Source organism: Prevotella corporis DSM 18810 = JCM 8529 (assembly GCF_000430525.1).
In the GTDB taxonomy this organism is placed as follows: Bacteria; Bacteroidota; Bacteroidia; order Bacteroidales; family Bacteroidaceae; genus Prevotella; species Prevotella corporis.
This window is the reverse complement of record NZ_KE387158.1, coordinates 27,306-54,136: the sequence shown is the minus strand read 5'-3', so window position 1 is coordinate 54,136 and position 26,831 is coordinate 27,306. Positions and strand designations below refer to the sequence as shown.

Genomic DNA, 26,831 nt, shown 5'->3' with positions numbered 1-26,831 from the left:
TTTTTAATTAAGGAGGAGGAAAAAGGTCGGAAGATAAAAGAATATCACCTTCCGACCTCTTCTGTTCCGCTTTGTTTCTATAGAGATTATCTCCCTCGTTGTTTTCCTTTCCTGTTTTCAAATTCAAAAGATGTGGTGTAATCTTCATTAAGGACAAGTCGGGCGTTGAACTTTTTGCCTGCCTTGCTCGTCAATCCTCTGAGGATGGGTGTATGTCCTGTAGCCAGCAAGTCCTGGATATGGTCTTCTGTGAGAAGCGTGCCGCAAACCTCACGGAAGACGCGGAAGTCGCAGCCCTCGTGCCTGCATTTGGCGACTTTGGTATAGATGCCCACGCTCTCACTGCCACACTTGGGGCAGCGATAGGTGGGATAAGACTTCTGTTTGGGGGCAAGAGAAAGCAGTTCCTCACAAATGGTGCCAACGTAGGAGTTGATGCCTTGTGCAAACTTTTCGGGCGGCATCTGTCCTGCTTCGATGGCAGCAAGGGTAAGTTCCCATGAGCCTGTCATCTCCGCATTGGCGATTCGCTTGTCCTTGACAATCTCATAGACAGCCAAGCCTTTCTCGGTCGGTACAATGGCTTTCTTCTCTCTGCGGATGTAATCACGGAGGATAAGCGTTTCGATGATGTTGGCACGGGTAGCAGGTGTTCCTATACCGCACTCCGCCATTGCCTTACGCTTGTCTGACTCCTCCACATCCTTACCCGCATTCTCCATAGCAGAAAGTAAAGTAGCCTCCGTGTAGAGTGGTTTTGGCTTGGTCTTATGCTCGGTGATCTCAGCAGAAACAAGAGGCAAAATCTCTCCCTCTGTCAAGTCAGGAAGGGAAGGCAACACCTGTTCATCATCGTTTACCTTTTTCTCTACATCAGCAACCAGTTCTTTCTGTACGGCTTTCCAACCCAAAGAGATTTGTCGGCATGCTTTCCAAGTAAAGGTGTTGGTGCCGTCCGTGAACCGTACCTGCATATGCTCTTCCTCTGAATTGGAGGAAAAGGCTTCGACAAAGCGATTAACCACCATTTGATAGATAGTTGTTTCATCTGCCGACATTCTTGAAGGCGTTTCTCCTGTAGGAATAATGGCGTGGTGGTCAGTAATCTTGGCATTGTCCACCGAATGACGGTTAAGCGGAGTCGGAAGTGTTTCTCCTATCTTGCGGAGCAGGACGGGTACTTCCTCGAAAACATCCTCACTGATGTATCGGCTGCCTGTTCGGGGATAGGTCGTGATTTTCTTCTCATAGAGGCTCTGGGCTATTGAGAGGGTTTTGTCTGCTGAAAAGCCGTGGCGTCTGTTGGCTTCCTTCTGCAAGGCAGTAAGGTCGTACAAGAGTGGTGGTGCGGTATGTGTTACCTTTCTTGCGACCGATTCTACCGTAAGCTGGCTCTGACTGCGAAGCTGGGCGAGAGCAGTCTGTGCCGATGCTTCATTCTCATAGTCTTTACTGCCAATGGCTTTCAGCGACAAGCCCTCTTTTTCCATGAGTGCAGAGTGTTTCCAATAAGGTACGGAAGAAAAATCACGATTTTCTATGTACCGATGGCAGACCATAGCAAGGGTTGGAGTCTGTACCCGTCCTAAGGAATAGCCTCCTTTGCGGGCGATGGACAGTGCACGGCTTGCATTGATACCCATGAGCCAGTCGGCTTCGCTTCTTGCCTTGGCGGAATAATAGAGATTGTCGTAATGGCTTCCCGGCTTAAGATTGGAAAGTCCTTCACGGATAGCTTTGTCCGTCAATGATGAAATCCAAAGACGGTCGAAAGGTTTTCTGCAACCAATATGTTGATAGATGTAGCGAAATATGAGTTCTCCTTCCCGTCCTGCATCGGTGGCTACGATGATGCGGTCTGCTTTGTCAAAGCAGGAACGTATGACTTTGAGTTGTTTTAGTGCCGTAGGATCTGATATATATTCCTTGTCCTTGCGCACTTGGCGGACAATAAGTTGGAAAGGATTGGGACGAATGGGCAGGTCTTCGGCTTTGTAGGCAGAAAAGCCGTAGGCTTCAGGCATAGCAAGGGTGATGAGGTGTCCCATCGCCCATGTAACAAAATAGCTGTTACCTTCCAATTGAAAATCGGCGGACGGAGTGGAAGCCAAATATCCGTCCTGCTTGTTCGTTGCCCCAACGATACGGGCTATATCTCTGGCTACCGAGGGTTTCTCGGCGATAATACAAGTTGTCATAGTCGATAATAGAATTAAGGGTTACATCTTACGTCCACGAGACTTCTTCTGTTTGTTTTCGTCCGGTTTCTGCTTTTGGGCGGCAGTGGGCTGTGTTTGCCCAGTCTTCAATGGCTCTTTCACATTCTTCGTGGCTTCGTTGGTCTTGCCGTCATTATTGACCGCTACCTGCGTCTTGTGTTCTTCGGCTACGGCAACCACCTTTTCCTTGCCAGTTTCCTGCTTCTTGTCAGGATTCCACTTGTAAAAACGTGGGCGGTTCTGTTCCTTGTCCATGCGAACATAGGCGTTGAATGATTGTCCCTGTTTGTCCACCATATTCTTTAGATATAGTGTACGACCGCTATCCAAGGCTTCACGCTGTTTATCAGATAACTCTAAGCCGCAAAGCTTATGTGGGACGCCTTGCTGCTGTGTCTGTTTGTGTTCCTGTCGTTCTCTTAAACTCTTGTTGTCGCCAAAGATGAACTCAATGCCTTTCTTCTCGGCATTGACCTGCAAGGTGGCGTTGAAAGACTTGCCGCTCTTGGCGGTCATATCCTCCACCTTCACGGCTTTGCCTTCCACAAGGTCTTTATACTGAGCGTCAGAAAGGGTAACGCCCTTGATTTCCTTGGGAATGTTCACACGGTCGGCACGCAGGGCTACAATTTCGTTGGTCTGTGGGTCGATGGAGACATAGGCTGAAAAAGGATTGCCGTTCTTTGGCGTTACTTCGATTGTCTTGCCAAGGTTGCCCGTAGTGAGTAGTTGTTCTTTCTCTTCGGGAGAGAACTTGTAGCCCATATAGGGGAAGTCAAGCTGTGGCTCCTTGCGTAAAGGATGAATAGCCAAGCCGATATTGCCGCTATCGTCCGTACGGAAAGCAAGGCGGGCTTCGGTGTAGATAGTTGTATCACCAATAGGTACGGCAATAGTAACAAGGTTACTCTTCTGCCAAGAAAGCATCTTTTCTAACTCTCCACTTTGTTTCAGTCGTTCACGGGTAAGACCGAGGTTGTCGAGTTGCTTCCAATCAATCTTTGATTCATCAATGACTGTGGTGTTCTTCTTTTTCGGCAGATAATCGTCAAAGGATACTCCAATCTCTGTCAGTTTCTGTTTGCTTTCTGGCTTTTCGCGGCTTTGCAACATGGTGCGAAGATTGTCCACACCTTGTTCTACATTGTTTGCCAAAACTTTGTACAGTCCGAAACGAGATGGGTCGTTGAACTGACGGAGAAAATTGCTCATGAAGTTTTTTAGAAGTCCGTCCTTGTTGTTAAACTTCAAGAACGCTGCCTGATTCGCAGCGATTGCTTCGGTGGTTTTAAGGTTACCCTTGTCGTCAATACCTGAAACTACGGAGAGTTTTCCCGCTTCTTTCTCATTCTTCACTTCCGTGCGGTCTTCCAAGACCAGCACATAGTTGTCATTGTTGTTTGGTTCCATATTTTTTTGTTTTTAAGATGAATAAATAACTGTAACACAGCGAAGTTATAAGTATATAATAGAAAAGGCAGAAATCGAGGATTAGGTAGGATAAATCGGGAAATATTGGGAAAAATGACGGATTTTCAAAAATTTCTGTCATTTTCTTCGTCAATCCAATAGACAATGAGTAACTTTGTAGGATATTTAATGGATGAAGAAATAAATAAAATCATCGTATGACGATAATAAATAGAATTAAAGTTGTGCTTGTGGAGAAGCAGCGTACAAGCAAATGGCTGGCAGAGCAACTTGGAAAATCCGAGAATACAGTTTCAAAATGGAGCTCCAATAAGACCCAGCCTTCTTTGGATACTCTTTTAGAAATAGCGTTGGTACTTGATATTGATATTAGAGAACTTCTTGTATCGACAAAATGCACATAACTGTTTGTCTCTTTATCTTTACAATCTTTGCCATTATGAAAATACAGACAGTTTTCATAGCCCTCTTAAAGAAAAATATTGCTTGTTATCGAATAAGCATATTACTCTGTACTTTACTATTGAGTACAAATGTATCCTTTTCACAGACAAAAAGCAATTCCATACAACAGATAGGTGATCTGAACAATATGTTTGCACGTATTGCGGAAACCAATGCATATGTAGAGGATCTGAATTATAACGAAGAGGAGGTAATAAACCTTCCAATCGCCATGAAACGTACGATTGGAGGTATGGAGATAACTATCGCCATAAGTCGCTTTGCATTGCGGACTTCTTCCACAGAAATTGGCGTTTATGCAAAAGCTGTTATTCCACAGGGGGCAGATGGCAAACGTACGGTTCTTTTTTTTGGGGCAGAAGGAATAAAAGGAACGCATACCGGTGGATTGACAGGAGAACTAAAACTTTCGCTTCTGCATGATGTCGAAATACCCTTTAATGGAGGTAACACGAAAATTGTCCTAAAGGGAAAAGGACTTAATAAAGAGCGAGGATTTTCTCAAAGTAACACCTATATGACAATTGGGTGTGATGGCTTCCATAATCTTGCAATGGATGCAGAAGTCCATTTCCCAACCTCACTGATAGTAAAGGCTGGGGGACAAAATATAGAGAGAAACGAAACAAAGAACGGACTATCAGCAGATGATTTTGATAAAGAAAGTAATTCCTTAAATCAGGTTATCGGGCATTTCAGCACAGTCATAGAAAGTTGGGATGATTTACTTGTTTCTTTAAATCTGCCAAGTTTTGAGATAAAAGGGTTGAAAGACTATATATTCTCACTTGATAATGTCATTTTGGATTTCAGTAGCAGGCGAAATTCCAACATAACACGTTTTCCACAAGAATACCAGCAAGGTTATCTTCCTGATGAACAAGCTTTGTGGAGGGGTGTGTATGCAGAGAATGTGTCAATAACCTTACCGAAGGCCTTTTCAAGAGCAAGTTTTTCTGCCAAGGGATTACTAATAGACGATTATGGCATTACAGGATTATTCGCTGCCGACAGCATTCTTTCACTAGATAGAGGTAGTGCAGACGGATGGCGTTTCTCTGTTGATCATTTCGGTTTAAACCTTATTGCCAATGAACTTGTTTCCGCAGAGTTCTCCGGTAAGCTTGGCTTACCTTTTAAAGGCAAGAATACAACTTTGGGCTATGAAGGCTATCTGCAGCCCAACAACGCGTATACATTGCGGGTTAAAAATCAAGAGTCTCTTGATTTCTCTATTTTTAATGCAAAGGCATATCTTGAGAAGAACTCAAATATAACTCTTCGTTTAGTAGAAGACCATTTTGTCCCGGAAGCTGTACTTCATGGATATATGACTCTTGGAAAAGAGGGAAACAGCGACTCCACATCACAAACAAAATTTGATAAGATTAGTTTCCGCAGTCTTAAACTAACAACCGTAGCACCTTATATTTCCGCAGAATATTTCGGTTATGAAGGAGAAGCAAAACTAGGAAACTTTCCATTATCTATAAATAAAATAGCACTTAACAATTCTGATACTAAACACGTCCGATTGACCATTGGTGCGGGGCTAAATCTTGGACAAAACTTATTCTCCGGCGCTACGGAACTATCTCTACTTGCCAAATATGAGCAAAACACTTGGATGTTTGATAAGTTGGAAGTAGGGACTGTTGCCGTAAATTCTGTCATAGCAGGAGTTATACAGATGAAAGGAGAACTCAATTGGCATAGAGGAGATGCAATATATGGTTATGGCTTTGCTGGAGACGTAACTTTGGGATTCTCCTTTAATGGCAAAATAGACAAAAACACAAAAGAACGGGCTAAATATGATGCATCCATTACTGCACGTGCAGCCTTCGGGTGCAAAGAGGATTTTCACTATTGGTATGCAGATGGAATGGCGACTTTCCAGCCCGGTGTGCCCATTGTTGGCGCAATGACATTGAATGGTATTGGAGGCGCATTAACCTCAGGCGTACGTGCGGAAGGTCGCAATCCTAATGGTGGCCGTTTCACGAATGCCAATTATATTCCGGATGCTTCTATGGGATTTGGCTTCAAGGCTTCTACGGTTATTGAAATAGGCAAGGCGGCTTATGGAGAGGCTGCTTTTGAAATGGTTTTCTCAAAAGCAGGTGGCTTGGAATCAGCAGGTTTTTATGGTTATGGAGAGTTTCCTAACAGAGGAGGTGGTAGTGCCTCTACCAGCGAAAAGTTAGAGAAACAGCAACGTACTTTCCCTGCCAAGTTATCAGAACAGTTCAAACAGAATGACTGGACGCAACTGGCTGAAGCCATCAAATCCATGCCTGATGCCATTAAAGATATGGGATTATCAGGTACTTTATGTTTCCAAATGGACTTCCAGAACAATGTACTGTATGCACGTTCAGATGTTTACCTCAACACCCCTTCGGAATTTATCCGTGGCGTAGGAGAACGTGGGAAGGCTGGTTGGAGTGTTTTACATATAGATCCAAAAGAATGGTATCTACATCTTGGTACACCAACTAACAGGTTGGGAGTACAGCTAGCTGTTGGAAATATTCTTGCCGTAAAAACAGGGTCATACTTTATGGCAGGAAATCGTATCCCCGATATGCCCGCTCCTCCGCAGGCCGTTGCAGACCTCTTGGGACAAGACATAGGAAGACTTAGCCTTGGGAGAAATCTTGATGCACTAAGCACTGGTAAGGGGTTTGCCTTTGGCTCTGAACTTGCAGTGAAAACCGGAGACCTTCAGTTCCTAATGATGTATGCTAATTTCAATGCTGGGATTGGATTTGACATCATGTTAAAAGACTATGCACAGGCGCAGTGCAAGGGACGCTCCGGTACCATTGGTATGGATGGATGGTATGCTCAAGGACAGACCTATGCCTATCTACAAGGAGAATTAGGCGTAAAAGTAAAACTATGGTTCATCCGTATCCGCGTACCTGTAATTAAAGGAGGCGCGGCTGCGCTTTTGCAAGCGGGATTACCAGACCCAACATATTTTAAGGGATATTTAGGAGTGAGTCTCAATGTTCTTGGGCTAATCAAGGGCAGGGCACGGTTTAAACTGACAATTGGTGAGAAATGCGATGTCATCATCCCTGGCAGCTCTCCTATAGATGAACCTATGATCAATGACCTGGCCCCTGCTGATGGCGAGCAGGATGTCAGTGTTTTCTCTGTACCACAGGCAACATTCAATATTGCAATGGATAAGAGTTTTGAGGCGACTGGTGAAGAAGAGCAGACTGTTTACTATCGCATCAGTCTCAAGGAGTTTGTCGTTAAAGATAAGGAAAATCATAGCATTGCAGGAAAACTCATTTGGGGAAAAGATAAGACTGATGTCCGCTTCCAGTCTAAAGAGATCCTTCCACCTAACACAGAATTAACGGCTGAGGTCCGCATCGTTTTTGAAGAACTGAAGAATGGCGAATGGAAACCAGTGATGACTTCCGGTAAGCCTGCCTATGAAGAGAAGGTATGCCATTTTACTACAGGAGGTGCTCCATCGGATATACCTGTACAGAACATTGTATATTCTTACCCTGTGCTTGGCCAGAAATACCTTCTGACCAAGGAGTATGGCAAGGGATATGTACAATTGCAGTTTGGACAAAAATACCTGTTTGAGAAAGGGTTTGACTACAAGCTGGCTTTCGTTACGAAGCAGAATGAAAGCATAGTTACTGACTTTAGCTATAATGAAGCTGAAAATCGTCTGGAGTTCACCCTTCCTGTCTTAAAAAGGCAAACTGAATATACATTGGATTTATCATATTCTGCCACACAGAAAGACAATGCAGACACAAGTGATAAATCTTCCGAAGGCTTAGAAACAAATGGCGACGAAGACTTTTCCGGGCATATTGGCGGAAATAAGGCCAGTGCAATGATTTCCAGTAACCTTGAACAGTCTATCCTGGCATACCACTTCGCAACCAGCCTTTATGAGACGTTTAGGGATAAGATGAGAGGTGTGAAAGTCCGTGACGATGTTGCCATAGATGCAGGTGTTGGCCTTACATTGGGTGCGGAAGTGCAAAGTAAGGAATCCTTTGACGAAGCAGAAGTCATAGGCGTGGAGAAGACACAATACATACCTTTGCTCTCTTTTCATTCCGACCTCAATGAGGAGTATTTTACAAACACAGTTATTCCACTTGTCTATGAAGGATATCCTTATGGTAATATACACCTTGTAAGAAGGGAAGAACTGCCAACAGGTATTCCTCCATATAAGGCATTCTCGCCAAGTCAGAATTATCTTTCCTTGTTGCAGTCTGGATCAATAAACCTGTCCCTGTTCCGGTTCCCATTCACATTCGATGCATCTCTAGTGTCATTCAACGACTACCGAGATTTGCAGAATTCCATCATTAATAATCGGGAATCCGTTACTCCACAGATCTATACCAGATTTGTCATCGGCTCGTTGCCCATATTGAAGAAGGGCAGATACAAGTCAATTATAAGTTATACCCTGCCAGATGGGACTGTGACAAGTGATTATGAGTTCATCTATACGAATCAACTCAATTTAAATAAATAAGCATGCGCCATATAAAAGTAATAAGCCTTTTTGCTTTTCTTTGCATATACCCCCTTATGAGCATGGCCCAGTTGGGTCAAACACCAGCTATTAGGATGCGTGCAGAAGCACAATCTGACCGTATCTTGCTACGCTGGATTTCAACCGATGCAGAAAGTTGGGAACTGCTTAATAAGTATGGGGTGCGTTTGGAACGTCTAACGGTAGCCCGTTCTGGTGTTGTTCTGGAACATCCGGAAATCAAGATACTCCACGAAAATCTCAAGCCGGAAGAAACGGAAACGCTAAAAAAACTTGCTGCTGAATATCCTATGGGAGCTGTCATTGCGCAAGCAATCTTTGGAGAGGATTTTGAAGTCAGTCTTGGTGATAATTCTATATCTAAAGCCATCTCTCTTGATGAAATGCGTCAGCAGCGTTATTTATTCTCACTTTATGCAGCAGATCTGTGTTTCCCTGTAGCTAAGGAAGTTGGATGGGGATGGGAAGATAAGGATGTTAAGAAAAGCGAGCGTTATCTTTATCGTGCAATATCTCTTGTTCCAAAGGAAAAAAGAAATATCGAGCAAGGGGCAGTATTTGCTATTGCAGATGAGACTGTCAAACTAGTAAAGCCCATAGACCTATCTGCCCAGTTCAGCGAGTCTGGTGCGCTTTTATCATGGGATTATAATACGTTGTCATACCTTTATTCCTCCTATTTCATTGAACGGAGTGAGGATGGTAGGAACTTTAAGCAGATTTCGGATTTACCGGTTACCCGCATGGCGGATACAGACAAAAATCCTCATGCTCCTATTACTTATTTGGATAGCATACCGTTAGGTAAGACCATATATTATCGTGTGGTTGGCGTTACGCCCTTTGGTAGCAAAGGAGAATATAGTGCTGTTGTCTCTGGAATTGCTTATCCTGCATTGAAAGAAGCTCCTATGATTACTGATTCAAAGTTTGATAAGGTTGGTGGAGCAGACATTGCTTGGCAATTTGATAGTGCACATCAAGACCTTATCAGTGGATTTAACATACTCCACTCTACGGATGATAAGACCTATAGTACCCTAGCCAATAATATCGGAGCAAACGAAAGAAATTACCATATAGAAAAAATTGGGAAAAACATATATTATAAGGTAGAAGCTAAAGCTAAGCACGGAGCATCTACCCATTCGCTTCCTGTACTTATCCAACCTGTTGACAGTGTTCCACCTGCAATTCCACAAGGTCTGAAAGCTCATATAGACAGTCTTGGTGCAGTACATCTCTCTTGGGATGCCAATCATGATGCCGACATTTACGGTTATCGCCTTTATCGTGGGCAGACCAGGGGAGAAGAGCTGATACCCATTACTGACTTGGCTATTCGCGAAACATACTACACGGATAGTGTAAACATCAATAATCTTAACGATAAGGTTTACTATGCTTTGACATCCCTTGATGAGAGATACAACCAATCTGGACAATGCGAAACTATTGAAGTATCCAAACCACAGACTATTCCACCTGCTGCACCGATCATCACTGGAGGGATTGCAGAGATAGGCAAGAATATTATAGAATGGGTCAGTGGAGATGAAATATCCATAGATGGTTTTATTGTGCTTCGTAAAGATGCTGAAAATGAGGAAAAACAGAAAGTTTTGCGTATTGAGAATCCTACAGCTATCAGACACGAAGATAATGATATTGAATCAGGAAAAACGTATCAATATCAAGTGATGGCTTATTCCGCCAATCAGCAGCGCTCCCCTTTATCTTCTCCCATTAAGATAAAATCGTTAAAAGAAGAGGACGAAAATGAAGCTATTAAATTTGATTTGGAAGTCTTGCCAGAAGGCATCGCTATTAAATGGAATATACCCAACAAGGATGTTATCTCTATTTCTTTATATAAGATAGACAACACAAATACACGAGTTCTTTACAGAGAGAACTTGCCTGTATCAGGAGAATTAGTAGATGCTGACATATTACAAGGGGGGAAAAATGAATATATGATAGTTGTTAAAACAAGAGCACATAAACCAATAACCATCAAAAAAGGTGTAGCATTATGAAAATGACATATATCCGCAAATTTTTATTTACTACATTTTTGACTTTATTACCACTGTGGGTATACGGACAAACAGATGGAAAATATAGGCTTAGTTTGTCTTTTGACCGAATTGTAAATCATGGCAACTCGATGAAATTTGTCGAACTTGAATTTTATGGAAGTAGCTATGGGCATGAAGAGGAGTTATTTCGTTGGCGACATGGTGGCATAGATAAGCATAGTATAGGAGATGCCCCTCCTACATTCACAAGGGACTATTTGACAACTGCAAAAAATATACCTAGTCAAATTAGAATATGGAGCAAAAAACAAACACCAGCTTGGATAAAACCTGGAAAATATTATGCAGAGGATATAAAAAGATGGAATAATAATCTGCCTTATATTAAAATGGATTTTGACAAAGGAGATGCTGAGAAGTCCTTTATTGATAAGATGACTTTAATGGTTCATCTAGAAATTATTCCTATCTCCATCAACCTCCACTATTTTACAGATAGAGGACAAGGAGCAGAAAGTTCATTGAAACTGTTACCAGACAATGATGTTATTACGCTGAAAGCAACCAAGGGATTTGTCGAATCTACTTATAAGTGGCAATACCAAGTATCGGGGGAAAGTACTTGGCATGACATGCCTAATACAGTATCTTACAGCGAAGGAAAATCTGTTGTTACATTCAAGGGAACAGACCTATATGACCAAAATATATTTAACAGCCTGATACAGCAAGGTAAGAATATTCTTTTCCGCATCAATGCCATAACCAATGAGACAAGAAATGAGGTAGATTATAAAAAGATTATATTGACACCGACCTACTCGGCCCCTCATATTCTATCCCATGATATAACATTGGAACAGTGCCATCTATCGGGAGATGCCTCCATACGCATTTTTCTGGACAGACCCCTTTGGCCAGGTGAGGTTTTGGCATTCTTTCAAGTAGGAGGTGCAGGTTTTAATGTGAATGCTCTTGATGCTGAAAACAGTTTTAGGATCAACAATCTGGTCGCAGGTACATATACATACCAGCTAAGGGGAACACACAGCAACGGCTTAGCCACATACACTGAAACACCCTATCACATCTTAAATACTACAATCAGTAATCGTCCAGCCATCACTCATTCTTTCACCCAAAAGAATGTTAGTTGTTTCTCCGGCCATGATGGGGAGATAACACTGACAGCATCAGGAGGAACAGGAAATTTTACTGCAGAATTGATGGATGCTGGAGGCTCTGTTGTACAAAGAGAATCCTTCAATACCGGAAGTACTACGTTTAAACAATTATCGGCAGGTAACTATACACTTCGCCTACAGGACAGTAATGGTTGTGTTGCGAAATCAACTTCAGGCGAAGAACTTGTCCACCAAATAACATTGACAGAGCCTGACGAGGCAGTCAGTATAAAGGAAATAGCAAAAACAAGTCCATTGGCCTATCAATCATCAGATGGTTCCATACAGATTGCAGTTTCCGGAGGTTCGCCATCTGCATCGGGATATACCGTTCACTTTATCCGAACAAGTGATGGACAATCATTTACACCAACGGAATCACGGTCTGACGGTACCCAATACATCTATACACTTCGAAACATTTCCCGTGGGGAATATACGGCTATTGCAGAAGATATGCGATACTCCTCACTTGAAAACGGAGACAAGCAAGAACCTTGTGGTTGTCATGCACAATTAGCGATAACCCTTTCAGCTCCTCCCTTGTTGACTGTAGAGGTTGAAGAAACTCATTTCGTCAGCTGTCATGGCGATAGTAACGGTGAACTGACGGCTCATGGGAAAGGTGGCAAACCTATCGTTTCTGCCCGCCTCCCATATACCTACACTTGGTACAAAGTATCAGATGGTGCCAAAGAAGAACTTCCCTTGCAGGTGGATAGTATAGCGCACAACCTTGTGGCAGGCCAATATCAAGTCAAAATTACTGATGCGAATGGTATTTCCGCAGAATCGGCTGTTTTTGAACTCAAACAGCCCGACTTGCTTGCTCTATCATTTACCACACGACCTCCATCGTGTAACAGTGGAAGTGGGCTTATTTCTACAACTGTAACAGGTGGCACGCCTCCTTATACTTATGAGTGGAATAAGGAAGGAGCGACAGAGGCTAATCTGGCCATTGAGGAAGCGGGAAGTTTCTTTGTCAGAGTTGTTGACAGTCGTGGTTGTTTTATTACCGGCAATGTAGAAGTTACAGCACCGGATGCAATATCCATCAAACCCACTATCACCAATCCAACTTGCCATGATGCAAATAATGGTGCCATATCTTTGGAATTGTCAGGAGGAACTGCACCCTATACCATACGTTGGGAAGATGATAATAATGTCACAACAGCTAATCGAGAAAATCTGAAAGCAGGTGAATATGTTGCTGTCATCACAGACAAAGCCGGTTGTTCCCTACACTATAGAGTTGTGCTTGAACAACCGGAGGCCTTAATTGTGAAACTTGGTGCGGGCTTTACACTCTGCCATGAGCAGTCTCGCAAGATAACGGCTCTGCCTAATGTGGAAAATGTAACTTATCAATGGTTTCACAATGGACAACAATTAGAGGAAACGAGCAAGGAACTAATTGTATCAAAAGCGGGTAAATACCGTGTTGTCATCACCAATGAAAATGGATGTACCGCTATGGCTGAAATTGAAATCAAAACAAGTAGTACAGCACTTCCTTTGGATATGACAGCTCCTACGTCTGTTACTGTAGGAGCTCCTATTCATGCAGTCAACATCAGTCGAATCCGTGCGGATAAACTGGAGTGGATGTTGCCTGCAAATGCAATTGTAACAAGCAAATCTGATGAAAGGGTAACCTTTACAATCCCCGAAGCTGGTGTTTACGAAATAACCCTCGTTGGCTATTTGGGAGACTGTTCTACCGTTGTAACCCAACGGCTTGAGGTACTCGCTGAAGGAAGTGTTGTACTACCCGACGGTAAGGACGGATTTATCAGACAGTTCTTAGTTACTCCAAATCCGACAACTGGTGATTTTAAGGTATATGTTGAACTGAAAGAACCGCATGACTTTACCCTACGCCTTCTCTCTCCGACTGGTACAGAAATGGATAGAAAAGCTGTACAAAATGTCTCTAAGCATACATTTGAATATGAATTGCGTGGTGATATTGACGGAATATTTGGAGTGGAGCTTTCCGTAGGTAATGAGAAATCGACACTCAAGATTACAAAGAAAAAGAAATAACTCTACATAAACAGGAAGTATGAGCACAAAATCGACGAACTTTTGTAAACTATTCAAAACACTGTTAGTAGCCATCCTCCTTACCGTGGTGGGAGGTGGGCGACTCTATGCCCAATACTATCCTGTTCATGCTACTGTCCAATGGCCATCACCCCAAAGTCCATACTTGTCTGATTACTATAGCGGAAGCCGTGACAGGCTGATAGTCAATCTGCTCAACCGCGACCTACAGCAACCCCTGCTCTTTGCCAGACTGCGCATCAAGATTAAGAGTACAGGTTTTCTTGCCACTAGCCGTGAGGAAATCAACTACCCGATGCTGGAGCTCAGTGCAAATGTCCCGACCCGCCTGACCAATATAGATCTCGCCCCTTATCTACAACCTCAAAACCTCCAAACCAGCGGGAATCTGAGGAACGGACAACTTCCTGTGGGATATACAGAGATTTCTGTTCAGGTTGTGGATTATTATACCGGTCGCGTTTTGTCTGACTGGCATACAGGCCGCTCTTATCTTGATGTAAAGAAACCTCCTTTGCTTAATTTCCCGGAGAAAGATGCCCAAATAGGTATCACAGAGCCTCTCTATATCCGTTTCCAATGGATGCCCCGCCATCAGGGACTTGCCGGAACAGAGTATGAGTTTGTATTGAAGGAACTGCCGGACAATGGCGCAGCTCCTCAGTCTGCGTTTGCTTATGGCAATGAGATATATCGTATCCGTACCCGTAATACAACGTTGAACTATACCCATCTTGAACCTATCCTTTTTCCAAATCGATGCTACGCTTGGCAAGTACAGGCAATTGCCCGTGACGGGGTTGATGAAGTCGGCATGTTTGAGAATGGCGGTTTCAGTGAAATCAACTGGTTCTATCTTAATGACAATTGTCAAGCACCGACTGGGTTGAAAGCTCTTCCCCGCTTTGCCAAAGTGGAACTTTCATGGAACAAGGTCATTGGCACAACGGGGTATGTCGTGGAATGTCGTCCTAAGACGAAGCTAAATGTTTACGAATGGAGCAGTACACGTGTTGCCGGCGAATACCTTACACTTGCCCAATTGAAACCGGGATGGACATACGAATGGCGTGTAGGTACGCTCTGCACGGATGATCGTCCTGTCTTTTCGGACGTACATGAGTTTACGCTCAGTAGCCGGAATGACGAGCTGCTGGCTGACTGTGGCAAGGAACCTGTGAGAGAAGACCTTTCGCAGGAGCCTAACTTGCGGATTAAAGCCGGAGACATTGTTACCATTGGTGGCGACTATCCGATGACCATAACAGAGGCTGTCTCATTAGGAGACGGTTGGTATTCCGGCCGTGGGAAAACACGACTAAAGACAATTATCGATGCTCCCGTATCTTTACGTTTTGATCGTCTCCGTATCAATGTGGATAACTTCCAAATAGACGGAACGGTGGAAGCGTCCTACGATGAGAAAAAAGCAAAGATAGCCAATCTTGACTATGTGGATGACGGCGGCAAGGACATCAAACCGGCTACGATCCGTATGCGTGAGCATAAAATGGACTTTACCCTTCCCGACATACCGCAGTTTACATATAATCCTGAGAGTGGAGCGTTAGAAACGATCGATGCCGACGGTAACCCACAGACCATCAAAATAGATGTGCCGGAAAACGCCTCGTATGAGAGTATTTTCCCCATGTTGGTTACGGACAATAAAGGAAATACCTATCAGATCAGTCCGGCAGAACAGGATGCCGGAGGGACAAATGATGATGCCGAAAATGGAAATCAAGATAAAAACATAAAACTCACCTGTGAGCCTGTAACTCGTATTGGAGATTTCAATACGGAATCCCTATCAAGCAAGTATGGCTATATACACTTTGAACGCGGAGACGGGAAATATGCCTTTGATGCCGGTCGGGAGAAATGGTATAAGAAGAGTGTCAAGGTGGATCGTTTCTACAAGCCGTTTGCAAAGGGGTATATTGCGCCTTGGAAACTTGTCCCGACAGGAGAGAATGATATTGTTACGGCAAGGTATGACGGTCAGAAGAAAATAGACCTGAAGAAAGTTCATTTTGTTTCCGATCCGAATTCTGCTGCATTACCTGCACAACTCAACGAAGCGGAGCAGACATGGACGATTAGTCTCCGTTCTGTATCGGCCGGTTCCGGTTACGATGTTTTTGCAGTTTACGAGGGAGTGGTCATTGGCAAACTCCGCGTGGTAAGCTATGCCAATCAGCAGCACAAGGTAACCCTTGTTCCAATCAACGAGGCAAAATTGGATAAAGCTGACATTGAGCAGGAACTCAATGCCATCTATAATCCTGTTGGCGTGCAGTTTACCGTGAATGTGGATGAGCGCATGCGTGGCAATTACAGTAGGGAAAGAAAAACAGAAAAAGACAGTCTGTTGGGTGTCGTTAGTAAGTCTTTTTGGGGCTATGACAAGGAAGTCAAAGAGACTCCAGAGATGCTCAATCTGCAAAAGACTTACCAACAAGCAGCAGGAACATTGGATGGTGTCTATTTATTTGTGCTGAATGGTGCTACGGGGCTTGAGGGGCAAAAAGGCGATTTACTGGGTGAAATGCCTCGCAAGAGCAGATTCGGGTATATCTTCGCAGGTAACAGCCCTAATACAGAAGAAATCGTTCATACCATTGCCCATGAAGTAGGGCATGGCATTTTCACACTTCAGCATACTTTTGATGCAGAGTATGGCAAAGGCACGCAGGGCACAACTAACAATTTGCTTGACTACACAGAAAAAGGAAAAGAACTTGCCGCCTTCCAATGGAATGTTATGGCCAATCCTGCCGTGTTTACAGCGATGGATAAGACTGATGAAGGGGACATCCATTTAGTTAAAGGACAATATCTTGGGTTTACGCCTGATGGTCGGATTATACAAGCACGTCCCAAGGAATATGCTGGAATATTTGACAATGATTCAACATACTTCATCTATGCTTTTAAAGATAACAAAGGCACATTCTACAAATGGAATAGGGATAAAAGAATCTATATAAACGATAACGGAGATATTTTTAAAGTTCCGGATGTAAAGGTGACCGGGAAAGTTGCTATTTGGAGAAACAGCAGCAATCCCCAATGCTATGTCTGGTATAAATTTTTGGACGTATATAAATATACTTCTGCTCAGTTTGAACTGATCAAACAACGTATTGCCAAAGATGATGGATCACAATGGGAGCTTGATTTGGTCGAAGGTGCAAATGCTTCACCTGCTTGTAAAGATGCTGCAAACGCCGAGAATGAGAAATTGACTTCTCTCCAGTCTTTTATCCATTTTACTGATCACGCCAATATTTCTCGTTTTCAAATATTGTCCAAACTGGCCAAGGTTTTCCAGACAAATCGAAAGAACACACTGACAGATAATAAAGAATTTGATAAGGACCGTGTTATCATTATTAGCATAGAAGGGTATGATGATAATGAAATAAAAGAACTAAAAAGTAAATATAAAAAATATTTACATTTCATTTTTTCCAATGAGAATGGAACTATCAAATTCTCACGAATAGAAAGTCCGGATGAATTTATAGATAAGCTATCACATATCAGTGAGCTAATCAAAGATAAACCTTGGGCAGCACAAGCTATTATTCTCTATGAGGTAGCAGACTTGTTGGACAAGGGTATTGAAAATTTTAAAATTCCAGATTCCGTATGGGGTTGCAATACAGAATCGAATATTTATAAAGATGTCATCATCTTTTTATTGAATACTCAAGACTATTGGATTGTAGTAGATAAACTTTCTGATGGCAGATTTAGTGACGAAAGTAAATTTGCATTTGTCTGCGGTTTATGGAATGGTACTGTTGACATTATTCAGTCGGTACCGAAACTTGCTAAACTTTTGACTTGCGCTTTTCATGAAGATTGTGCGGAATCAGTATCTTCACAATGGGAAAGTTTTAAGAGTGCAGTGATTAAAGATGAGAATGGTAATATTCTATGTCAGCAAGACGAATACCTCTGCAAGGCAAAGCATATGATTGGTGCTGCTCTTGAGGAACTCGTGGAGGACGACTGCAAACTCGCTCACACTGTGGGTTCTGTCGTTGGACCCGTTGTAGCTTTGACTTTGGGAGATTATGCCGCAGCACCAGGGCTATTGGAAACGTTGAGCACAGTCGGTAGTGGGCTAAGATATGCCATTAAGGGATTACAGCTCTGCGACAAAGTAACAGATATAACAAGACCATTAGCCAAGGGGCTGAAAGCTACGACAGTACTTATAAAGAAAGCAGGAAAGCTTGTACCTGAAATACATATAGGAAATAATATCACCTTACATTTTGATGGGGATAAACTGTATCTTCGTAACCCTAAGGTTGATGCAGGTCGCGGTGTTGCTATAGAAGAGTCGAAACTTTCACAGAAAATAGAAGATGCTCTGTCTACTGAGGTGAAGGAAATAGCATCCGCTAAGTTTACAAAGTCATTATCTTCTAATAAAAGTTTCATGGACGTACTCAAAGGGGTACGAATAAAGGGGAAGCCCATAGAACTGGAGGACTTAGCAAAAATATTTGAGGATTTGCACAAAGCAGTTCCGGCAAACTCTGTAAAACCATTAAAGGATGTAATGGACGACTTCGTTTACTTGGTAGATCATCACTTGTCAGACATGCTGAAAAGACCCAATGGAAAGAAACAAATAACAGCCTTCATCAATGAGTTATTGCAATCAAAAGACAAGTTCAAGGCGGGAACCACCACTTTGGAGGTAATACGTAATCCCCAAAAGTACATTTCCAATACGTACCACAATACCCTCAGCAATCTTGAATTGGAAGATCTTATTGCTTATGCAGATGATACAGGTGATTTTCGATTTGACATTAAATGGGAAGCAAAAACCAACCAAAATGTAGCAGGGAGGCGAGAAGTGAATATTTTTGTGGACACAAAAAACTACTCGTCTGCTCGCAACATGTTTAAAGATTTGAGGCAATTTAAGGCATATCTTGAAGCAATAGACAATTTTGATCAACTCTATATTATCCAGCAAGGAGGCCGTGATGTAACAAAGAAAGATATTATCAAGAAGCTGGAAAAAGCCATAGCAAACGATGCAAAAACTGTGTTTGAGACTAACCCAAAATTATGGGGGAAAATAGGAATAAATCGTTCTGAATTGTTAGAACAATTATGTCACAATCACACATTATCCAAAGGCCCCCAATACGAACCATTTAGAAATATGATATTAACAACAAAATAGTTTCAAGTATGAGATATATTGAGTCACAAAAAATAGAAAATGTCAAAAGCTTCTGTCCCAGTAATGGGGACTATGCCTATACCAAAGAGCAGAAAGGTTATTTGTATATCGATGGCGTGCTTTTAGAAAAAGATGATGCACCTTTAGAGCTTTCTCTTAGAGGTAAGTATATGTATGTATGGTATAGTCATTTGGGGAGTCTTGAACTATACGAGGGGCACACACTTTTGAACAGTATAGAACGTAATGTTATTCTGCTAAATGAGCAAACTCAATATATAGGTAAGACCTATGAGGAATTTAATCCTTTTCGACAGGGTTATAACTTCGCATCTCCAATTGATGGACAACTGATATTGCCTGAGTTTATTCCGTACATGCTGTATGTGGAAGATGATATAATTATCGCCTATGATAATTTTAGCGGAGAGTTCAAGCGAATAAATACTCAAATCGAAACTCTCTGGCAATTTCCTCTTTCTTTATTGGGAGGGACGGAATATGAACCTGACGGAACCGACAAAATAGACAAGATATTGGGAGTTATTCACGGGAACATCTGGTTTTATACAGATTTTTATAGATTGGTAGCTTTGGACTTGGAAACGGGAAACAAAGTATATTCATTTGATTGCTTTGGTGTCTATTTAGACAAAAGAACAAACAACATATTTGCAATTTCATCAAATGTGATTACGATAATCGACACGGAAAAGTTAGCAGTTATAGAACGGTATGATTTCCTTGAAACTGATCCCACGGGTATAGGAACATACCGAAGAGTATTCAGTCCGATGCTTCAAGGAGACTATTTTACCTTTTTGGGTGAGAAAGAGGAGGACTTCGGTAGCAACATGCGTCGGATCGGCATTTTCGATTATAAAGCTCGCAAGCTGGTTTGGGAATATGAACTCATCAGCATAGATGAATACGAACAAACACGTAACCACTTAGTGCCTTCCAAGCCTTTGTATATGATAGGCAATAAATTATACATAAAGGACTTTAAAAATACTTTACACATCTTTGAACGAGAAGATATTTGATGACAAGCTATGAATACAATACATAGGCCATATCGGGCTGTACTACTCTTTATGTTGACGTGCTTGGTCTCTTCCTGCCTCAAAGAAACTGCTGTCCCTATCGAATCGGCATTCACCATTGAGACATCAGAAGATAAGACCTCACCTGTAACTATCCAATTGAAAAACGAAAGTTATGGGGCAGACGAATATGAATGGACATTTGAAGGAGGACAACCTAGTAGTTCTACAGACAAAAGCCCAGGAAAGGTTGTATTCACGCAGGCAGGTGAGCACAAAATAACCTTGCGAGTTTGGAATAGTGTAGAGGAAAGAGCAAGTCAGCAGACCATAAGGGTTGATTCCACCATGACTATAGACTTTGATTTTTCAATCGCCCTCAATGACATCGCCCCAGGCGTGGTATCTATTACCAATAAGAGTAAAGGTGGAAGCCAATACGAGTGGGCATTTGAAGGAGGTGTTCCCTCTACATCCAACCGACAGCATCCGGGCACGATAACCTTTGCGGACGGTGGTGAGCATAAGATCCACCTAAGAGTATTCAATGGCAGTAAATACGAGGAACGTACTAAGGCGCTAACCCTACAACCTCCTATGCAAGCCGATTTTTCGTATGCACCTCTGCCTGTTGATCAAGACTGGGAAGCCCCACTCACGTTGAAGACAACCAATCTCACCACAGGAGGGTTGTCTTATCATTGGGTATGTGCAGGAGCCAATGTGCTGTCTCCTACAAGTGAAACGACGACCATTCGCTTCGAGGACGCTGGTACTTACAAACTACAGATGATTGCTGGCAATGGCAAAGAAAAAAAAGTTGTGGAGAAAAACATTGTTATCAAACCAAACAGTGGCATTATTAAGCAGAATGATCTAAAATTTGGCATCAATGAGGCAAAGAATAGTGTAGGTTGTTTTTATTCAGCCAAGGAAGGTGGTGTGGTAACATCAAGTAAGATTGTGGAGAAACAGTGTGGAGCATGGGTTGACTTCGGTTTCTTTGCCCTTAACTCCTCTTTCAACTACTGCTACTTCTTTGCACCCAATCAGGCTAAAGCCAATTCATTCCCAAAGATAGACAATGCTCAAGATGCTACTTTTATTAATAATCCCAGTTCAATGGGAATCAATATCACAAATGCCATTTTTGACAACATCAAAAGATCTTCTGACATGAATCAATTTACAAAGTGGTCGGAAACTAATCAAACAAACTTCAACAAAACCAGTACACCACATTTCGTGCTGGTACGTACTGCTGATGGTAGAAGGGGAATCATCAGAATCAAGGAGTTCGTCAAAGATGGCTCGCAATCTTATATTGTTGCGGATGTCAAACTTGAAAAGAGAGCAGGGGAATAACAATATACGCATATAAGACATATGAACAGACCTCATATCATACGAATAGTCTTGGGTCTCTTCATGTTTATGACATGGAGCAGCGCCGTATCAGCCCAAAATGTGGAGGAGATATTAGAGTTTCGCAAGAAGAAGCCGCTAAAAATCAGTGGTAGCATTTCAGCAAACGCAACTCAATTCAATAGTACGCCCAAGCAGTCTCGTCAGTCTTTTACCTATCAGCTGTCAGGCTCTATAAACATGTCGCTGTATGAGTTGTTTCATATCCCTATCTCTTTCAATCTGAATAACTATGGAACAAAATTCTCCTATCCATCTCTTCCTAATCGGCTGAGCCTTCATCCTTCCTACAAATGGATTCGGGCACATATAGGAGATGTATCGATGAGCTTTAGCCCCTATACGCTCAACGGTCACCAGTTCACCGGTGCCGGTATTGAGCTGACTCCAGGCAGATGGCAAATCGCCGCAATGGGCGGTAGATTATTAAAACGCGTGGATACTGACTCTTTGAATCCATCTATCCGTCCCAACTATGAACGATGGGGATATGGTGCAAAGGTCAGATATGAGGCCGATAAGTTTGCGTTAGGAGGAACAGTTTTTACGGCAAAGGATAAAAGGAGTAATATTTCTTTTGATGCTGATGCCTTGGGAATATATCCTAAAGGAAACATCGCTATTGGACTGGAAGGAAGTCTTAGCATAATCAAGGATTTGAAACTATCCTTAGAATATGGTCTAAGCATCATGCAGCGAGATTTAAGAGTAAAGGAGAAAAGCTATTATCATGCTATCAAAGCGGATTTAGCATATAGCTTCTTGGGGAATACCATCGGTATAGGCTATGAACGAATCAGCCCGGATTATGAAACACTCGGTGCCTACTATTTCAATAATGACTATGAGAACCTTACAGTCAATTACAGCCGTAGCCTTTTTGACAACAAGATGAGTATTGCACTTAGCGGAGGTGTGCAGCGAGATGATCTTTCGGGACAAAAGCAGGAGAAAAACAAACGGTTTGTTGGTTCTGCCAATATCAATTTTACTCCCAGTGAGAAGTTTTCAGCCTCTGTTTCTTTGTCAAGCTATCAGGCACATCGCAATATAAAGTCCTCATTTGATTATATAAATGAGCGTACACCGTATGAAAATCTTGACACCCTGAGGTTTACCCAATTGAATAACAGTATGGATATAAATATGAACTGGCGATTACTGAATAATGAGAAACAGACACACAACCTTTCTGCCACAGCGAGTTATCAGGAAGCTGCCGACAAACAAGGGCAATATATCATGCCCGGTAATCTGACACACTTTATGAATCTCGGTGCCAATTATGGTATTGATTTTATCCCATTGGATCTCACTATAACAGCAGGAGTAAATGTCAGCAACAATTATGCATCACGCAAGAATGTTCTGACATTAGGTCCTACACTCACCGGTACAAAACGGTTACTAAAAAAAGCCTTAACCACAGGACTGACTTTTTCGATGAATCAAACTCAGGAAGAGGATAAGAAATTGGCAACCATCTATAATATTCGATGGCATGCCAGTTATCGTTTCCTTAAACGACATGGATTAAATGCCAGCGTAGCTTATCAACACCGCTCCTTGTCAGAAGCATCTTTGAGTAACTCTTCATCCCTAACCAGCCAGGTAAGTTATAGTTATTCATTCTAAAACAACCAGAACATGCAATATTGTACAAAAACAAAAATTCTCATTTTTATCATAGGCGTAGTTTGCTTATTCTCTTGCCAAAATGAGACTACCGACTTTGTTGAAAATCCAGTAAAAGCATATAGTGACACGATTGCAGCCAACACTGCCGTAGATGCTCTTTATGCAACGGGGCTTCCACAGCTTTATCTTTCGGCAGACCAAGAATATGGTATTCCCTTGGCATGGGGAAGCTATTTGTCCGGACTGTTTGAAAGTGAAGCTACGCAAGGGTATTTCCCGGCATTGGAAAAACAAAATTTGGAAGACCCTTCTGTCCGGGATTTGGCCAAACAAATATATACGTCATGTTTTGATGGAATTGAGGCCGCCGATACTGTCATCTTACAGATTCCCAACACGTCGGGATTCACCCCGGCAGAGCAGGCAAAACTTGTTGGTGAAGCTAAATTCTTCCGTGCATTCAATCGGTTTTATCTTATCCGTACATTCGGTTCTTTCCCGGATGAAAGGCATGCCTCCGCGTGGCTGAGTATGGAAAAGGCATATTTGAAAGTGGAAAAAGACTTGCTTGATGCCATTGCCACCTTACCGGAAAAGAATTTCCAAGAAAACAATTCACATGTAACGGCATTTACCGCCCGTGCCCTATTGGGTGATGTGTACCTGCATATGAGTGGGAAACCATTACAGAAGAATAAATATGAACAGGCCGCCGCTATTCTTCGCCCCATCATACGGTCGGAGAAGCACCATCTCGCAGCTAATGGTGCTAACGAAACAGTGTCTGCTATCAATACGCTTCGAACTACTCCAACCAATGACGAGTACCTTTATGTTGTTTATGGGGAAACATCATTGACACGGGCATCATTCGCTTTTCCCAAAATGGCCAAAAACTGGGAAAATGTCAAGGAGCATGTAGCTTTCAATGCCTTCAAGCCCATTCAGGCGTTTATGAGATGCTATGCCGATGGAGATATAAGAGGAAAGGACCGACAGTATTTCCATACTTTCTTTAAAGTTAAAGATGAGGGAAAGACAATCTTTGAAATATTTGATCCGGCTCCCTATTTTTGGCTTGCTTCTGGGACAGATATAGCTGCTTCTAACAAACAGTACTGGGGGATTTATCGTTATGCGGAAGTCCTGCTTATGGCAGCAGAAGCCATAGCCCATAGCGAAGGAGTTACTCCGGAGACTGTAAATTATCTTGCCCAAGTTCGGGCTCGCTCTACCTCTGATTCTCAGATTGAATTAAGCAAACAACTTTCAGTATTATCCGTAAATAAGTTTATCGAGGAAGTTTGGTTGGAGCGATTAAGAGAATTACCCTATGAGATGAAACAACTTTCAGATATTTTGCGCACAGACCACTACCCAGTATATAAAGATAGCACACTGCAGTTTGTTCCACTTCAAGAAGCTGGCACTTCACAAGATAAATTATTTAATAAACAATCTTTCTTTCTGCCTAAACCTACTCCTTGATTAAGTGAGCAAGGGCTGGGTTGCTTTTTATCCGTTCTATTTCTGAATCCACAAGAGATAATACATCTTGTTTGACACATTTATAATTGGCTTCGATAGTCTCTTTGAGGTTGTCGGAGCCATTTTCGTTTATGAAGTTTGCTATTACAGGGATTGATTGGTAGGCTTTCATCTCAGCAGAGACTTTGGCACTATCCACCACGATCTCCGCATGGAAAATCTTTTGGTCAATACGCTCATCGAAGTTGTCGGACACTGCTCCAACGAACATTCCCTGTGTGAGGTTACTGATTTTGGATGCAGGGATAAGGCTGTCCATTTGTGTGGAAATAGAGGTGGATTTGTCATTGCGGTTGATGGTCATAGACTGCCGTTGTTGAAGCACCTTGCCGAAACGTTCTGAAAGCGTTTTAGCAGTTTCGCCCACCACCTGTCCACTGAACACGTTGCCCACGGTATTTTGTATCACCTTACTTTCTTTGTCCCCATAATCACGGGTGAGCTGTGAGAAGTCTTGAAAGCCCAGACATACCGCCACCTTGTTGCTTCGTGCTGTGGCAATGAGGTTATCCAAACCACGAAAGTAAATCGTCGGCAACTCATCGATGATAACTGAGGATTTGAGTTGCTTTTTCTTGTTAATAAGTTTCACGATACGGCTGTTGTATAATCCAAGTGCTGCCGAATAGATATTCTGACGATCGGGATTATTGCCTACAACCAACACCTTTGGCTCATTGGGATTGTTAATGTCGAGTGAGAAATCATCGCCCGTCATCACCCAGTATAATGCTGGTGAAATCATTCTTGACAAAGGAATTTTTGCCGAAGCTATCTGTCCCTGCAACTGGTCCTGTGCACCTCCCTCCCAAGCGTCCATAAAGGGGGAAAGATAATTGGCTAATTCATCGTAGGAAGTGAGTATCGGGAAAATCTGTGCATAAGGACGGTTGAGAAATTCGATGGCATGAGGAAAGGTGCAATACTTTCCGTTCTCATAGATTTTCAGAAACCATATAATGGCAGCCAGCAAGATGATGGGTGACTCCACGAAAAAATCTCCCTGTTTCTGTGTCCAACTGCGGTTTAAGTTAAGCATAATGGTGTAGGCACTCTCGTAGGCGTCCGATATATCCGTCATAAAGGCGGGATTGATAGGATTGCACCGATGGCTTCTTCTTGGGTCGTCGAAGTTTATCACGAAGAACTGCGGCTTTACCTTGTAGGCATCCAAATGATGAAGCAAGTGATTGTAAGCAATCTCTGAAAGGTCGGGAAACTTGTAATCGTAGATGTACATGGCAAAGCCTTTCTCAATCTGCTGTTTGATGTAGTTGTTGACAATGGCATAGGATTTACCAGAGCCCGGCGTGCCCAGCACCATTGATGCGCGGAACGGATTGACTACATTGATCCAGCCGTTGTTCCACTTCTTTTTATAGTAGAAGCGTGTGGGGAGATTGACCGAGTATTCATTTTGCATCAATCGTGTTTCCTGCATGAAACTCTCATTCTCCGTGTTGAATACATCGTCCATCAGGTTGTTCTTGAGCAATCGACTCATCCATACGCCGCCCATCAGCAAGCAGATATAGCCAATGGACAGCGTAAATATATAGAGCGAAGCCGCCCCTATCTTGCCAATGGGCAATGCCAACAGCCACCAGTTGAGAAAGAACAAGACGAAGCCGGAGAAAAGCACCGTCCAAATCTTTGGCCATGTGATTTTCTCTTCTTTCACGCCTTTCGTCCCTAAACAGGACAGGGCAAGGAACACCACACAAAAAAGTTTCGTCCAAAGGATGGATGAAAACAATCCCGTAGTTCGCTGGAAATTCATCAGTATCTTGTTGATGATACCGAGCGTAAAGTGCCACTCGTTAAACGCCTCGTAACAGAACCAATAACAGTTAATCAAGAGAAATATCACTGATATTCCCCGCATAAAGTCCATGACTTTACCCAATGCCCTTAAATCGTCTTCCTGTGCCATAATCGTATTGTTTTGGGAGCCTCCCCCAACCCCTCCTAAGGAGGGGAG

General features: G+C 42.6%; 12 protein-coding genes. 9 read left to right on the top strand and 3 right to left on the bottom strand.

The window, feature by feature from the left end:
- Positions 1-86 precede the first annotated feature (86 nt).
- Both H515_RS0112145 and H515_RS0112140 read right to left on the bottom strand, forming a co-directional pair.
- Positions 87-2,198 (bottom strand): type IA DNA topoisomerase, encoded by a 2,112-nt coding sequence (locus H515_RS0112145; RefSeq protein WP_028902015.1) that lies wholly within the window; start codon positions 2,196-2,198, stop codon positions 87-89.
- A gap of 21 nt (positions 2,199-2,219) precedes the next feature.
- Positions 2,220-3,629, bottom strand: coding sequence for a DUF3945 domain-containing protein (locus H515_RS0112140; protein ID WP_025064659.1), 1,410 nt, complete (start codon positions 3,627-3,629; stop codon positions 2,220-2,222).
- A gap of 218 nt (positions 3,630-3,847) precedes the next feature.
- Here H515_RS0112140 and H515_RS0112135 point away from each other — a divergent pair, with 218 nt between their 5' ends.
- The 9 genes from H515_RS0112135 to H515_RS0112095 all read left to right on the top strand — a co-directional run bounded on the left by H515_RS0112135 (position 3,848) and on the right by H515_RS0112095 (position 24,790).
- The gene (locus H515_RS0112135; protein WP_021668939.1) at positions 3,848-4,054 is read left to right on the top strand and encodes a helix-turn-helix transcriptional regulator; all 207 of its coding nucleotides are present in this window, start codon (positions 3,848-3,850) and stop codon (positions 4,052-4,054) included.
- A 188-nt stretch (positions 4,055-4,242) separates the two neighbouring features.
- Positions 4,243-8,652 carry a hypothetical protein gene (locus H515_RS0112130; RefSeq protein ID WP_244870086.1) on the top strand — a complete coding sequence of 1,470 codons (4,410 nt, stop codon included), beginning with the start codon at positions 4,243-4,245 and terminating at the stop codon, positions 8,650-8,652.
- A 2-nt stretch (positions 8,653-8,654) separates the two neighbouring features.
- The gene (locus tag H515_RS0112125) at positions 8,655-10,712 is read left to right on the top strand and encodes a fibronectin type III domain-containing protein (RefSeq protein ID WP_025064654.1); all 2,058 of its coding nucleotides are present in this window, start codon (positions 8,655-8,657) and stop codon (positions 10,710-10,712) included.
- 446 nt (positions 10,713-11,158) lie between these two features.
- Positions 11,159-13,951, top strand: coding sequence for a SprB repeat-containing protein (locus H515_RS0112120; protein ID WP_244870085.1), 2,793 nt, complete (start codon positions 11,159-11,161; stop codon positions 13,949-13,951).
- Positions 13,952-13,970: 19 nt separating this feature from the next.
- Positions 13,971-19,193, top strand: a complete 5,223-nt coding sequence (locus H515_RS15175) for a fibronectin type III domain-containing protein (protein WP_021668935.1) — start codon at positions 13,971-13,973, stop codon at positions 19,191-19,193.
- An 8-nt stretch (positions 19,194-19,201) separates the two neighbouring features.
- A complete protein-coding gene (locus tag H515_RS0112110) occupies positions 19,202-20,239 on the top strand; it encodes a hypothetical protein (RefSeq protein WP_004350150.1) in 1,038 nt (345 codons plus the stop codon).
- Between the two features lie 51 nt (positions 20,240-20,290).
- Complete coding sequence (locus H515_RS0112105; protein ID WP_021668934.1) at positions 20,291-21,604, top strand: PKD domain-containing protein; 1,314 nt, start codon at positions 20,291-20,293, stop codon at positions 21,602-21,604.
- A gap of 21 nt (positions 21,605-21,625) precedes the next feature.
- Positions 21,626-23,299: a TonB-dependent receptor gene (locus H515_RS0112100; protein WP_244870084.1), complete on the top strand. Its 1,674-nt coding sequence runs from the start codon at positions 21,626-21,628 to the stop codon at positions 23,297-23,299.
- A gap of 12 nt (positions 23,300-23,311) precedes the next feature.
- On the top strand, positions 23,312-24,790 hold the full coding sequence (locus H515_RS0112095) for a RagB/SusD family nutrient uptake outer membrane protein (protein WP_021668932.1): 1,479 nt from the start codon (positions 23,312-23,314) through the stop codon (positions 24,788-24,790).
- Here the strand turns inward: H515_RS0112095 and mobC are convergent.
- Entirely contained in the window at positions 24,780-26,783 is a 2,004-nt protein-coding gene (mobC, locus tag H515_RS0112090) for a conjugal transfer protein MobC (protein ID WP_028902012.1), read from the bottom strand. The two genes, H515_RS0112095 and mobC, sit on opposite strands and share 11 nt — an antisense overlap.
- Positions 26,784-26,831: the final 48 nt, after the last annotated feature.